This window comes from Saccharothrix lopnurensis (assembly GCF_042658445.1).
GTDB lineage: Bacteria > Actinomycetota > Actinomycetes > Mycobacteriales > Pseudonocardiaceae > Actinosynnema > Actinosynnema lopnurensis.
Genome location: NZ_JBHSQO010000010.1, coordinates 1 through 13879, shown reverse-complemented (window position 1 = coordinate 13879; position 13879 = coordinate 1). Strand labels below are relative to the sequence as shown.

The window sequence follows — 13879 nt, the reverse complement described above, 5'->3', positions numbered from 1 at the left end:
AACTGTACAGCGAGTTGGTCCAGGGGAGGCAAGGTTGACGAGCCGACCGGCAGCGTTGAGACTATCGGCTCGTATAGTGTTCCAGCAGTTCCGAGGCCGTCCCGCCGCCGGGGACGTCGAGGTGGCCCGCGCCTCGAGGTCGACCTGGCCGACGGGCCGGACTCCGCACCGGCCGTCCTACGTCAGGAGCAACCCGATGAAGGTTCTGTTCGTCTCGTCGCCTGGCCTCGGGCACCTGTTGCCGATGATCCCCCTGGCCTGGGCGTTCCGAGCGAGCGGCCACGACGTGGTCATCGCCACGGCCGAGCACGCCCACCGGGCGGCGCAGGCGGGCCTGGAGGTCGTGGACATCGCGCCGCACTTCAGCTCCGTCGCGGCCTTCGAGCAGGTGGCCAAGGACCGTCCCGACTTCGTCACCACCGTCGCGACGCGGCCCGCGATCGACCTCGCCGAGTGGGGCGTGCAGATCGCCGCGGTGAACCGCCCCCTGATCGACGGCCTCCTCACCCTGACCGACGACTTCAAGCCCGACCTGGTGGTCTACGAGCAGGGCGCGACGGCCGGCCTGTTCGCGGCGGCGCGGGCCGGGGTGCCCTCCGTGCAGCGCAACCACGGCGCGTTCGCGACCGGCGGGATGCACGACGCCATCGCCTCGTACCTCGGCGACTTCTTCGAGAAGTACGACCTCCCGAAGTCGCTTCCGAAACCTGATGTGATCATCGAGTCGTTCCCGCCGAGCATGATCCTCGACCGCGCCCCCGAGGGCTGGTTCATGCAGTGGGTGCCCTACGGCGGCGGAGAGGTGCACGGCGACCGCTGGCCCACCGCCCCCGAGCGGCCCCAGGTCGCGGTGTCGATGGGCACGATCGAGCTCCAGGCGTTCGGCCTCGGCGCCGCCGAGTCGATCATCGCGGCGGCCGCCGAGGTGGACGCCGACTTCGTGCTGGCCCTCGGCGACCTCGACACCACCCCGCTCCAGCCGTTGCCGTCGAACGTCCGCGCGATCGGGTGGACGACGCTGCACCGGCTGCTGCGCCAGTGCGCCGCGGTGGTGCACCACGGCAGCGGCGGCATGATCATGACGTCGATCGAGTCCTGCACGCCGCAGCTCCTCGCGCCCGACGCCAGGGACATGTTCCAGCACTCGGGGCGCGACGCCGTCCGCAAGCTCGGGGTCGGTCTGGTGAGCACGGCCGACCAGGTCACCCCGGAGCTGCTGACCGAGCTGATCCGGGACGAGAAGCTGGCGCGGCAGATGAAGGTGGTGCGGGACGAGGTGCACTCGCTGCCCTCCCCGGCCGAGACGGTGCGGCGGATCATCGCCGAGATCTGACGGGTGTGCGGGCCGCGGGGTCCGGTGGCGGGGTGGTCCTCCAGGGGATTCCCGCGCCGCCGGGTCCCGCGGTCGTGCGTTCCGGTGGGGTAGGGGCGTGCGGACGCCGGGGGTGGGGACCGCCGGGCGGCGCGGGACCGGGCCGACCGGATCAGGTCAGCCAGGCGTCCGGGCCGGCGCCGCCGCGGCCGAGGGGCGGGAACAGCTCGTCGAGGGCCGCTCCGAGCTCCGGGGTCAGCGGTTCCCGCAGCGCGGCCAGCGCGCCCTTGAGGTGGGCGGGGTGGCGCGGTCCGATCACCAGCGAGGTCACGCCGGGGCGGGCGAGCGTCCAGGCCAGGCCGACCTCGGCGGGTGGGCGTCCGTGCTCGGCGCACAGCCGCTCGAACCGCTCGACGACGTCGCGGTGCTCGTCGAGCGCGGCCGCCGCGCGGCCCTGGGCCGACTTCACCGCCGTCCCGTCGGCCATCTTGGCCAGCACCCCGGAGAGCAGCCCGCCGTGCAGGGGCGACCACACCAGCACGCCGATGCCGTAGTGCCGCGCCGCCGGGATGATCTCCAGCTCGGCGTGCCGGACGAGCGGGTTGTAGAGGCACTGCTCGGCGGTGATCCCGAACGAGTGACGCGCGCGGGCCGCCTCCTGCGCGGCGGCGAGCTGCCACCCGGCGAAGTTGGAGGACCCGACGTAGCGGACCTTGCCCTGGGCCACGAGCAGGCCCATCGCCTGCCAGATCTCCTCCCAGCCCGTCGCCGGGTCGGGTTGGTGCATCTGGTAGAGGTCGATGTGGTCGGTGCGCAGCCGCCGCAGCGACGCCTCGCAGGCCCGGACGATGTGGTGGGCGGAGAGCCCCTCGTCGTTGGGCCCGACGCCGAACCGGCTGCCGACCTTGGTGGCCAGCACGACCCGGTCCCGCACGCCCGGCCGGGAGAGCCAGTCGCCGAGCAGCTCCTCGGTGTGTCCCTGGTGGACCCGCCAGCCGTAGATGTCGGCGGTGTCGACGAAGTCGATGCCCTCGTCGAGGGCCGCGTCCAGGAGGGCCAGCGCCTCGGGGCCGTCGACCCGACCGCCGATGTTCACCGTGCCCAGGCACAGCCTGCTGACGCGCAGTCCGGCGCGGCCCAGCGGGACGTGCGTGGCCTGCTCCCCGGTCATCGGACCCCCGTCTCCGCGGCTGCTCCGCGCCTCGCGGGCACTCGGCTTTCCACCGTCGCAGATAGATCTACGAAAGGCAACTCAGCAGGAGTTCTGGCGCCCTTGATAGCTTCTTGCCCGTGTGTTAGATACTGTTATCTATACCCATAGTGGCGGAGGGTGCTCATGATCCCGGTCTTCAAGGTGGCGATGGCGCCCGATGCCCCGGAGCGGGTGGCCGAAGTCCTCCGGAGCGGCCGGGTGGAACACGGGCCGAGGGCCGACGCGTTCGAGGTCGAACTGGGGCGCCGGCTCGGCAACCCCCGGGTCGCCGCGGTCAACTGCGCGACCTCCGGCCTGCACCTGGCGCTGCACCTGCTCGTGGGGCGCGACCCGTACCGGCCGGACCCCACCCCCGAGCGGGACGAGGTGCTCACCACCCCGTTCACCTTCGAGGGCACCAACTGGCCGATCCTGGGCAACGGCCTGAAGATCAGGTGGGTCGACACCGACCCGGCCACGCTCAACATCGACCTCGACGACCTGGAACGGCGGATCTCCCCCCGGACGCGGGCGATCGTCGTCGTGCACTGGCTCGGGTTCCCCCTCGACCTGCGCAAGCTCGACGAGGTGCTGGACCGGGCCGAGCAGCGCCTGGGCTTCCGACCCCCGGTGGTGGAGGACTGCGCCCAGGCGTGGGGGGCGACCTACCGCGAGAAGCCGCTGGGCAACCACGGCAACACCGCCGTCTACAGCTTCCAGACGATCAAGCTGCTGACCGCGGGCGGCGGCGGCCTGGTGGTCCTCCCGGACGAGGAGCTGCACCGGCGGGCCCTGCGCACCCGGTGGTTCGGCATCGACCGCGCCGACGACCGCACCCGCGGCGAGTACGAGGTCCCCGAGTGGGGCTTCCGCTTCCCGATGAACGAGATCAGCGCCGAGATCGGCCTGGCCAACCTGGAGCTCGTCGACGACCTGCTGGCCCGCCACCGGGCCAACGCGCACCGCTTCGACAAGGAGCTCCAGGGCGTGCCGGGCCTGGAGCACACCGAGCGGCCCGACGACCGCGAGCCCACCTTCTGGGCCTACCCGGTGAAGGTCGAGGACCGGCCGGGGTTCATGCGCCGGCTCGACGAGGCCGGGATCATGACGAGCATCATCGCCCGGCGCAACGACGAGCACGTCACCGTCGCCGCCGCCCGCGAACCCCTGCCCGGCCTCGACTCCGTGGCCGACCGGGTCTGCTACCTGCCCGTCGGCTGGTGGTTGACCGAGGAGCAGCGGGAGCACATCGTCGACACCGTCCGCGCCGGATGGTGAGCACACCCTCCGCCGACCGTTCACCCTGCGGCCGTCACCGAGAGGATCATCGCCGAACTCGCGCGGGCGCACGCCGTGCGTCGGCCGCGTCGAGATTGGAGGACCATGCGGTTCCTGCCTCATGACCGCGACCCGTCCGTGCTCGTCGTCGGAGCGGGCTACGTCGGCCTGTGCCTGGCCGCGGTGCTCGCGCAGCGCGGCCTCCGGGTCATCGCGGCCGACGTCGACCGCGCCCACGTCGAGCGGCTGCGCGCCGGCAGGTGCACGATCGCCGAACCCGGCCTGGAAGAACTGCTGCGCGACGGCCTCGCCAGTGGGCGGCTGACCGTCACCGCGGACCTGTCCGCGGCCTCCGACTGCGACGTCGTCCTGCTCACCACGGGCACCCCGGTGGACGCCGAGGGCCGGCTCGACCCGAGCCAGCTGGAGGCGGCCTGCCGCGACCTGGCCCCCCGGCTGCGCGCCGGGCAGCTCGTCGTCGTCAAGTGCACGGTCTCGCCCGGCACGACCCGCACCGTGGTCGCGCCCCTGCTGGCGGGCCACGGGCTGGAACCGGGCACCGACATCGGCCTGGTGCACTGCCCGGAGCGGCTGGCCGAGGGCCAGGCGCTCGACCAGCTGCGGGAGCTCGCCGTCGTGGTCGGCGGGGTCAACGCCGAGTCGGCCGAGGCGGCGACCGCCTTCTGGGAGCGCCACCTCGGGGTCCCCGTCCACCCGGTGAAGGACGCCGACGTGGCCGAGGCGGTCAAGCTGGCCAGCAACTGGTGGATCGACCACAACATCGCGATGGCCAACGAGCTGGCGCTGTTCTGCGACGCGTTCGGGATCGACGTGATGGACGTGGTCACGGCGGCCAACACCCTGCCGAAGGGCGCGGGCCGGATGAACGTGCTGCTGCCCAGCGTCGGCGTGGGCGGCTCGTGCCTGCCCAAGGACCCGGTGATGGCCGCGCGGGCCGCGGCGGACCGCGGCGTCGAGCTGCGCACCGTGGCGACCGGTCGGGCGGTGAACGACGCCATGCCGGGCCACGCGGCCCGGAACCTGGTCGACGGGCTGCACAAGCTCGGCACGGACCCGGCCGGCGCGACCGTCGCGGTGCTCGGGCTGGCGTTCAAGAGCGACACCGGCGACCTGCGCGAGACCCCCGTGGCCCCGTTCGTCGAGCACCTCCGGAACGCCGGCTGCACCATCCGGCTGCACGACGGACTGGCCGAGCCGGACCGGGTCCGCGCCCTGTTCGGGCAGGACCCGGAACCCACGATCGCCGCGGCGCTGGCCGGGGCCGACGCCGTGGCCATCCTGGCCGGGCACCGGGAGTACCGCGAGCTCACCGCGGCCGACCTGCGCGCCGCCACCCGGGCGGGGTGCCTGGTCTTCGACGGCCGCCGCTACTTCACCCGGGACGAGATCAGCGACCTGCACGCCCACGACCTCCAGTACCGAGGGATCGGCCGGTGACATGACCGAGACACCCATTCCGCTGGTCCGCCGCGGCGAGCACGTCCTCGTCACGGGCGGGCACGGCTTCATCGGCAGCCACCTGGTGGAGGCGCTGGCCGCGGCCGGGCGGCGGATCACCGTCCTCGACCCCGCCGACCCGCCGCCGGACCTCGCCGTCCCGGCCGGGACGGTGCGCCACGTGCGCGGCGACGTGCGCGACGCGGAGCTGGTCCGCCGCGAGATCACGGCCGACACCGCCCTGATCATCCACCTGTCGTCGCTGGTCGGGGTGGACCAGTACCTCTACGACCCGCTCGACGTGATCGACATCGCGGTGACCGGGACGCGCGCCGTCCTCGACGCCACCCGCGACGCGGGCGCGAAGCTGGTCCTGGCCAGCACCAGCGAGGTCTACGGCCGCAACCCCGACACGCCCTGGTCGGAGGACTCCGACCGGGTGCTCGGCCCCACCACGGCCGACCGGTGGTCCTACTCCACCAGCAAGGCGGCGGCCGAGCACATGACGTTCGCCCACGCCCGCCGCTACGGCACCCGCGCCACCGTGCTGCGGTACTTCAACGTCTACGGCCCCCGCCAGCGGCCGGCCTACGTCGTCAGCAACACCGTGCACCGCCTGCTGCGCGGCGAACCGCCGCTGCTCTACGACCGCGGCGACCAGACCCGGTGCTTCACCTACATCCGGGACGCCGTCGAGGCCACCCTCGCCGTCGCCGCCTCGTCGGAGACCGAGGGGCTGGTGCTCAACGTCGGCAACGAGCGCGAGAGCACGATCGCCGAGATCGTGCGCGCCGTGGGCGCCGCCGTCGGCTCCTCGGTGGAGCCGATCCGGCTGGACACCGACTCCGCGTTCGGGAAGGTGTACGAGGACATCCCCCGGCGCGTGCCGGACACGTCCCGGATCGCCGGTCTGCTGGGCTGGCGGGCGACGACCCCGGTCGAGCAGGGCCTGGTCGAGACGGTCGCCTGGGCCCGCGCGAACGACTGGTGGACCGGCCAGAGCGCGGGGGAGCGGAACGAGCGCGGAGCCGCCCGATGACCAGCAGCACGACGACGACCGGCACGACCGACGGCACGGCCGCCGACCCGAGCGCCGGCACCCCGGCCGGCACGGCCGACGGCACCCCGGCCGCCACGGCGGCCGCCACGGCGACCGCGCTCCGGCTGGTCCTCCCCGGTGAGGGCGAGCCCCGCCGGGGCGGCATCCTCCGGTACTTCGGGCCGGGCGGCATGGACCACATCGACCCGGCGTGCGCCAGCTACGCGTTCTCCCACCAGATCCTGCGGCTGTTCACCCGGCAGCTGTTCACCTACCCGACCACCGCCGACGAGGACGCCCTCACCCCGGTGCCCGACCTCGCGGTGGCGGTCCCGACCCCGGACAACGGCGGCGTCGTCGAGGGCGGCCTGGTGCACCGCGTCGAGCTGCGCCCCGGCGTGTTCTGGGACACCGAGCCGCCGCGCGAGGTCACCGCCGCCGACCTGGTGCGCGGGCTCAAGCGCCTGGCCTGCCCGGTGACCGGCACCGGCGCCCTGGGCTACTTCACCAGCACGGTGCGGGGGATGGCCGAGTTCGCCGAGGGCTACCGGGCCGCGATCGAGCGGGACGGCGCCACCCCGGAGACCGCCGCCCGCTACCAGAACACCCACGAGATCAGCGGGCTGCGGGTGCTCGACGACCACCGGCTGGAGATCGGGCTGGTCCGCCCGGCGAACGACATCGTCAACATCCTCGCCACGCTCTACGCCTCGCCCGCCCCGGTCGAGTACGACGCCGTGGTGCCCGGTGGTCCCGGGTTCGCCGACGTCGTGCGCTCCTGCGGCCCGTACCGGCTGACCGGCTACCGGCACGGCGAGCACCTGTCGATGCGGCGCAACCCCGCCTGGAACCCGGGTTCGGACCCGCTGCGGCCGGCCTGGATCGACGGCATCGAGGTCCGCATGGCCCGGGTCGAGGACGAGGTGGTCCGGGACGAGGTCGAGAGCGGCCGGGCGGACCTGTCCTGGGGCGCGCCGGTCATCAGCCACGACCGGCCGTCACCGGACGCCGACCGGCACGTGGGCTACGCCCTCAACCCGTACCTCCTGTTCAACGTGCGCGGGCCGCGGCAGGAGCTGCGGGACCCGGCCGTCCGGCGCGCCCTGGGCACGGCCGTCGACAAGGCCGCGCTGGTCGGGCTGATGGACCGGATGGACCTGGGCACGGTCACCCAGACCGCGCACTGCGTCATCCCGCCGGGCAACGTCGGCTACCGGCCCGCGCCGCCCGGCACCACCGACGGCGGGGACCCGGAACTGGCCCGGAAGATGCTGCGGGCCGCCGGCTGCGAGGGGATGCGGCTGCGCGTCCTCTACCGGGTGGAGACGCCGCACGACGACATCGCGTTCAGCTACGCCGACGACCTCCGCGCGGCCGGCGTCGACGTCGAGATGATCAGGATCCTGCACGCCGACGAGTACTACCGGATACTCCAGGACCCGGAGCGCGCCCTCGCCGGCGACTGGGACGTCACGGCCGCGGCCTGGACGCCCGACTGGTTCGGCAACAACGGGCGGACCTGCATGCAGCCGCTGTTCGAGTCCCCCTCCGGGGCCGGCAGCTGCAACTACGGCGGCTACAGCGACCCGGCCGTGGACGCGCTGATCGCCGAGGCGCTGGCCGAGCCCGACCCGGAGCGGGCGGGCGACCTGTGGCACGCCGTGGACCGGGCCGTGTGCGAGGCGGCGGCCGTGGTGCCGCTGCTGGTGTGCGAGCCGACGATCCTGCACGTCACGAGCCCGCGGGTGCGCAACGCGATCCCGATGCCGCACGTGGACCGCTGGTACGACGCCGCCAACCTCTGGCTGGTGGACTGACGCGGCCGATCGCCCGGCCGGCCACACGCCTGGCCGGTCGGGCGGTCGGTCATCACCCGGCCGACAGCCGCCTGGCCACACGCCCGGCCGACACCCGCCCAACCAACCGACCACCGCCCGTGGGCCGGTGCCTCCGCGGAGGCACCGGCCTACGGGCGTCTTCAGACCGGGACCCGGTCGGTCGAGCGCGACCCCGCCGGTTCCAGCGCGGCCGGGTCGGCGGCCATGCCGAGCGAGTACAGCGGCATCACCCGCTCCGCCCCCGGCACCGCCCGCGCGGCCCACGGCGGCCCGTGCAGGAGCGGTACGACCGCCGCCCTGGTGATCGCCTCCTGCTCCACCGCCGCCCACGCGGCCCGGGTGGCGTGCGGGTCGGAGTCCACACCCAGCGCCCGGTCGATCAGCACGTCGAAGACGGGGCCGTCGACGCGCCCGGCCGGGCGGACCAGCAGCGCCTGGAGGTAGGCCCGGTAGTTGTGGTGGCGCCACCGGGCGGCCCACCCCGTCAGCAGCAGGTCGTGCTCCGCCCCGCCGTCGCCGTGCAGCAGCTCGGCGTGCTCGGCCGGACCCACCGCCCGGACCTCGACCCGGAACCCGACGCCCGACAGGCACCCGGCCACGGCCTCGGCCACCGCGGCGGCCTCGGCGGTGTCCGGGCGGACGAGCACCAGCGCCGTCCCCTCGCCCGACCCGACCGGCGAGCCGGGGGCCGGGAGGTCGAGGGGCGGGCCCGGGTCCTGGTTCCCGCTGTTGCCGGGGGGCACCACGCGCCGGGCCGGCGCGACGCCGGGCAGGTGGCCCGCCACGGCCTCGGCCACCAGCCCGGGGTCGACCGCCGAGGCGACGAGCCGGCGCAGCGCCGGGTCGGCGAGCGGACGGCCCTCCCCGGCGTGGGGCAGCAGGCACGCGGGCAGCACCTCGGCCACCTCGACCCGCGGCGCCGGCTCCGGCGCCGGGGCGCCGGGGCGGAGGGTCACCGCGTCGAACGCGCGTTCGCGCAGCGGGTCGGTGTCGGGGTCCCAGGCGGGGTTCGGCTCCAGCCGCACCCCGCCGTCCGGGTCGAGCCCGGCGATCCGGTACGGCCCGGTCGCCCGCGCGTGCCGCGCGAAGTCCTCGCCACCGGGCACGACGTCGTCGTGCTCGACGGGCGCGGGCGCGACGCAGGTCAGGGCGAGCAGGTCGATCGCGTCCTGGGAGGGGCGCTCCAGCTCGACCACCAGGCTCTCGTCGTCCAGGGCGAACACGCCCGGGATCGAGTCCCCCTCGCGGAAGGCCCGGTGCCGCGCCGCGTCGTCCTCGTGGCCCGCGACGGCCTCGGCGTACCGCTCCGCGTACGCGCGCATCCCCAGCACCGCCGACAGCAGGAGCTCGATCCCGGCCGGTCGCGCGGTCGGGCTGCACGCGCGGGCGAACCCGCGGACGACGTCGTGGGAGGTCACCCGACGGGGCGGCTCGGTGTCCCAGCGGACCCCCGGCCGGAGGTGGACCACGTAGGACCGCAGGCTCGTGCCCAGGCCCGCGTTGTAGGTCGACGGCACGGCCGAGGCGAGGTCCCCGATCGGCTCCACCGCCCGCCAGCCCCGCTGGTCGGGCTCGGCCCGGTAGCCGAACAGCGTCCGCGTGGTCAGCCGGTGGACCAGGTCCGCGGCGGGGCGGGCCCGAGCCGGGTCCAGGTCGCCAGGCGCGAGCGGGGCGGGCAGGTGCAGGTCTCCGGTTCGCGGCGCCGTCACGACATCTCCCGTCCCAGGTCGCGCATGATCGACACGGCCCGGTCGATCTCGTCGTGGTCGTTGAACAGGTGCGTGCAGACGCGGGCCGCGTAGTGCTGGTGGGTCGAGCCGGGCACGTCGAACTCGGTCCACCGGATCCAGATCCGGTGCTCGTGCTCCAGCCGGTCGACGAACGCCATGAACTTCTTGACGTTCCACGCGTCCTCGGGGCGCCGGAACGGGTGGAACGCGATCAGCGGCGAGCGCAGCCGGTCGTCGCCGCCGGGGGAGTAGATGTTGTCCCGGCCGAACGCCTCGACCAGCGCGGCGCGCGCGTGGTCGGCCAGGTCGAAGATCCGCCGTTCGATGCGGGCCCGGCCGATCTCGTCCCACAGCTCGGCCGCCGCGGCGAGGGCGGCGCCGCGGGCGATGCTGGCGCTGCCCGCGCTCTGGAAGTAGTCGCCGATGTTGCAGCTCTCGACGCTGGTGGTGGTCCTGGGCGGCGGCTCGCCCGCCATCGGGTACCAGGTCGACACGACCGGCCAGATCGTCGGCAGCGGCAGCGGGTTGTGCTCGGGGAAGACCTTGTTGCGGATGTAGAGGATGCCGGTGCCCAGCGGACCGCACTGGAACTTCGAGCCCGAGCAGGAGATGAAGTCGGCGCCGAAGGCCCGGAAGTCGCAGTCGAGCATCCCGGGCAGCAGGGCGCCGTCGACCACCGTGGTCAGGCCGTGCCGCTGGGCCAGCTCGCAGAGCGCGCGGATCGGCATCATGGTCCCGGTGAACAGGGTGATCCCGGAGAACGCGAGGACCTTGGTCCGCGGCGTGATCTCCCGCTCGAACAGCTCGACGATCTCCTCGGCCCGGACGTCCCAGCCGGTCGGGGGCGTGATCGTCTTCAGGGTGATCCCGTGCCGGTTGCGGACCAGGTTGAAGTTGGACAGGACCGAGTAGCACTCGTGGGTGGTGGTGAGCACCTCGTCACCCGCCCGCAGGTCCAGCCCGTTGATCACCCGGGCGACGCCCTCGGTCGCGTTGTGGCAGATGACCATCTCGTCCTGGTCGACGCCGAAGGCGCGGGCCAGCGTCTCCCGGTGGCCGGTGTACATGCCCGGCGGGTAGACGTTCATCAGCCCACCGGTCCACTCCCGGGTCACCCGGTCGTTGACGTCCAGCACCTCGTACGGCAGCGCGCCGACGGTGCCGGTGTTGAGGTGGGTGAAGCTGCGGTCGAGCGCGAACAGGTCGCGGATGGTGTCCCACGAGGCGTCGTGCAGTTGGCGCCTGCCCCGCAGTTCACGGGGCGCGGTGGAGGTCACGCGGCTCCTCCTGAGGTTCGGGTCCGGTCGGAGTGGATCACGGCGAGCAGGGTGAGCAGCAGGCTGCGGGCCTCGATGTTGACCTGGCAGCTGGTCGTGACGAGCTCGGCGAGCTGGTGGGCGGTGAGCCAGAGGTACCCGGGTGCCGGCTCCGGGGGCGCCGACGGGTCCTGCTCGACGACGAGGTGGCGGGTGGTCGCGTGGTAGAAGCGGCCGCCCTCCTCGGACTGCCGGGACTCGTGCAGCACGCGCTCCGGCGGGGTGGCCAGCACCGCGTCGAGGTAGTCGGGCCGGCCGGGCGTGCCCGGCGGGAAGTTCGACGGCGTGCACTGCACGGTGGGCCCGACCTCCACCCCGGCGCGGTAGCCGGGGCGCACGTCGGCCTTCACCAGCAGGTGCAGGGTGTCGCCGATCCGGCGGGTCACCAGGGCGACCAGCCCGACGTCGCACGGCGCCAGCAGCGGCTGCGACCACGCGCCGACCTCGCGGCTGTCCGCCGCGACGTCCACGCCGATGATCCGGAACCAGCGGCCGGAGACGTGCCCGATCTGCGACTCGTCCCGGACCCAGCCGGCGGCGGCGGTGGCGGCGAGCGGGATGCGCTCGACCGACAGGGACTGGAGCTCGCGCCGCTCGCCGAGCCAGCGGTGGACCTCGGCGGTGTCGTGCCGCGCCTCGTGCCCCGGGAAGCCGAGCGACCTGGCCAGTGCGGGGTGCCGAACCGACACCGAGCCGTCGACCGCCAGGGGCAGGCAGGACAGCACGGTCCGGGTGTCCATGTTGACGACGTCGGGGTGGCGCAGCAGGTCGAGGATCTCGGCGAGGGTGAACCAGCGGAAGTCCTCGTGCACGTCGACGGGCTCGTCCACCTCGACCACGACGTTGCGGTTGCGCTTGCCCCGGAACCAGGAGCCCTGCTCGGACTGGAGGATGTCGACCAGCGCCCGCCCGGGGTGGTCACCGAGGAAGTACTCGACGTACCGCGAGGTCTTGCCCTGGTGGGCCCGCGAGTAGTTGCTCGGGGTGGACTGCACCGTGGGTGACAGCTGCACCAGGCCGATGTTGCCAGGCTCCATCTTGGCCTGCATCAGGAAGTGCAGCACGCCGTCGATCTCGCGGGCCAGGATGCCCAGCACGGCGACGTCGTCCTGCCGGATGATCGGCTGGAGCCAGCGGGAGCCGCCGTCGGGGGTGGTGACCTCGGCTCCCTCGACGGTGAAGAACCGGCCGCTGCGGTGGACCAGGTCGCCGTCCTCGGCGCGGAAGGACCACCCGTCGAGCCGGTCGAACGGGACGGGGGTCACCCGGAAGGTGCCGTTGCGGCGGCGCTCGCGCAGCCAGTTCAGGGCGTCGCGGGCCCCGTCCGTGGGCGCGCCGGCCGAGGTGGCGAGGCGGGCCGCGAGGTCGGGGCGGGCGTGCAGGTCCAGGGTCATGCCGGTTCTCCCGCGACTGCCTCGACGATCGACATCACCGACGGGGTCGGGATCACCCGGGTCACCCGCAGGCCGGCGGCGGTGAACAGGGGCCGCAGCTCCGCGGTGGTCCGCTCCCGCCCGGTGAACGCGCCGAGCATCATCAGGTCCATGAGGTGGCTCTGGTGCTCGCTGCCGTCCTCGGGGACGACGGCGTCGACGACCAGCACGCGGCCGCCCGGTTCCAGGGCGCGCAGGCAGGCGCGCAGGATGCGCACGGACTCCTCGTCGTCCCAGTTGTGCAGGATGCGCTTGAGCACCAGGACGTCGCCGCGGGGTACCTCGGTGAAGAAGTCGCCGCCGACGGCCTTCCAGCGCCCGTCGTGGCCGGCGGCCTCCAACCGGCTGGTGTTCAGGGCGTCGGGCCGGTCGAACAGCACGCCGTCCAGGCCCGGCCGGGCCTGGAGCGCGGCGAGCAGCATGGTGCCGTTGCGGCCGCCCACGTCCACGACCGTGCCGGAGTCCGGCAGGTCGGAGGCGGCGGCGATGAGCGCGTTCTCCGCATCGGAGACCGTGGCCATGCCCTCGTAGAAGAGGGCGTCGGTCTCCGGGTTGGCGGCGAAGTAGTCGCCGAGCGGCTCGCCGAAGTAGCGGGCGAAGGTCGGCTCCTCGTCGGTCAGGCTCGACTCCAGCCGGTGGCACGTGGTCCAGAACATCGGGTCGGTGAACATCAGGACCCCGGAGCGGGCCGGTGGCTCGGCGGTGCTGCGCAGCGCGCGGCCCAGCTCGGCGAGGGTGTACCGGTCGTCGTCGTGCTGACGCACGACGCCCCGGGTCGCGAGGAAGCGCAGGAGTCGGGCCAGACCGTCCGGTCGGGCGCCGGTCGCCGCGGCGAGCGCGCTGACCGGGACGGGCTCGTCGTCGTCGAGGTGGTCGGCCACGTTCAGCCGGGCGAACGCGCGGAGCGCCGCCGACCGGACGAAGGCCATGGCCTCGTCGTACAGGACGAGGGCTGACTCGTGGTCTCTCATGGATCACCCCAGAGTCGCGTAAGAATTTGATACTGACTGTATGCGGGGTTGGCGGGTGCCATCAAGGAACGCCGGGTGATTGACCCAGCATCTAACTTCAGGAACACTTATCTACTTGAGGCTGTGCGTGGCCTTGGGCGCCACGGCGCGTCAGCGCGCCCACGTGGGGCCCACCTGGGACCCGCCTGGGGCCCGCCGACCGGGATCGCCGAGGGAGAGGTGTGACGTGTTCGAGAGGTTCACCGACCGCGCGAGGCGGGTGGTTGTCCTGGCCCAGGAAGAGGCCCGGATGCTCAACCACAACTACATCGG

The 13879-nt window shown here is 73.7% G+C and carries 11 protein-coding genes; 6 read left to right on the top strand and 5 right to left on the bottom strand.

The features are described 5' to 3' along the window. Window positions 1-196: 196 nt before the first annotated feature. Window positions 197-1333 (top strand): glycosyltransferase, encoded by a 1137-nt coding sequence (locus ACFP3R_RS12090; protein ID WP_380635583.1) that lies wholly within the window; start codon window positions 197-199, stop codon window positions 1331-1333. Between the two features lie 151 nt (window positions 1334-1484). Here the strand turns inward: ACFP3R_RS12090 and ACFP3R_RS12085 are convergent, their stop codons facing one another. After that, window positions 1485-2483, bottom strand: a complete 999-nt coding sequence (locus ACFP3R_RS12085; protein ID WP_380635581.1) for an aldo/keto reductase — start codon at window positions 2481-2483, stop codon at window positions 1485-1487. A gap of 165 nt (window positions 2484-2648) precedes the next feature. On the opposite strand from ACFP3R_RS12085, the gene ACFP3R_RS12080 reads away from it, so the two are divergent. The 4 genes from ACFP3R_RS12080 to ACFP3R_RS12065 all read left to right on the top strand — a co-directional run bounded on the left by ACFP3R_RS12080 (window position 2649) and on the right by ACFP3R_RS12065 (window position 8096). Further along, a complete protein-coding gene (locus ACFP3R_RS12080; RefSeq protein ID WP_380635579.1) occupies window positions 2649-3782 on the top strand; it encodes a DegT/DnrJ/EryC1/StrS family aminotransferase in 1134 nt (377 codons plus the stop codon). 105 nt (window positions 3783-3887) lie between these two features. Continuing rightward, window positions 3888-5240 carry a nucleotide sugar dehydrogenase gene (locus ACFP3R_RS12075; RefSeq protein ID WP_380635577.1) on the top strand — a complete coding sequence of 451 codons (1353 nt, stop codon included), beginning with the start codon at window positions 3888-3890 and terminating at the stop codon, window positions 5238-5240. A gap of 1 nt (window position 5241) precedes the next feature. Further along, window positions 5242-6279: an NAD-dependent epimerase/dehydratase family protein gene (locus tag ACFP3R_RS12070; RefSeq protein ID WP_380635575.1), complete on the top strand. Its 1038-nt coding sequence runs from the start codon at window positions 5242-5244 to the stop codon at window positions 6277-6279. After that, the gene (locus tag ACFP3R_RS12065; protein ID WP_380635574.1) at window positions 6276-8096 is read left to right on the top strand and encodes an ABC transporter substrate-binding protein; all 1821 of its coding nucleotides are present in this window, start codon (window positions 6276-6278) and stop codon (window positions 8094-8096) included. Before ACFP3R_RS12070 ends, ACFP3R_RS12065 begins: the two co-directional genes overlap by 4 nt. A gap of 161 nt (window positions 8097-8257) precedes the next feature. On the opposite strand, the gene ACFP3R_RS12060 is transcribed toward ACFP3R_RS12065, so the two are convergent. Genes ACFP3R_RS12060 through ACFP3R_RS12045 form a run of 4 tightly spaced genes read right to left on the bottom strand, consistent with a single transcriptional unit; the run spans window position 8258 to window position 13567 of the window. Next, window positions 8258-9826, bottom strand: a complete 1569-nt coding sequence (locus ACFP3R_RS12060) for an ABC transporter substrate-binding protein (protein ID WP_380635571.1) — start codon at window positions 9824-9826, stop codon at window positions 8258-8260. Then, window positions 9823-11124: an aminotransferase class V-fold PLP-dependent enzyme gene (locus tag ACFP3R_RS12055; RefSeq protein ID WP_380635569.1), complete on the bottom strand. Its 1302-nt coding sequence runs from the start codon at window positions 11122-11124 to the stop codon at window positions 9823-9825. Before ACFP3R_RS12055 ends, ACFP3R_RS12060 begins: the two co-directional genes overlap by 4 nt. Next, window positions 11121-12557 carry an NDP-hexose 2,3-dehydratase family protein gene (locus ACFP3R_RS12050; protein WP_380635568.1) on the bottom strand — a complete coding sequence of 479 codons (1437 nt, stop codon included), beginning with the start codon at window positions 12555-12557 and terminating at the stop codon, window positions 11121-11123. The genes ACFP3R_RS12055 and ACFP3R_RS12050 overlap by 4 nt, the downstream gene beginning before the upstream one ends. Continuing rightward, window positions 12554-13567 (bottom strand): methyltransferase, encoded by a 1014-nt coding sequence (locus ACFP3R_RS12045; protein WP_380635567.1) that lies wholly within the window; start codon window positions 13565-13567, stop codon window positions 12554-12556. The genes ACFP3R_RS12050 and ACFP3R_RS12045 overlap by 4 nt, the downstream gene beginning before the upstream one ends. 115 nt (window positions 13568-13682) lie before the next feature. Here ACFP3R_RS12045 and ACFP3R_RS12040 point away from each other — a divergent pair. After that, on the top strand, window positions 13683-13879 hold a 197-nt coding region (locus ACFP3R_RS12040; RefSeq protein WP_380635564.1), incomplete at its 3' end, for a hypothetical protein.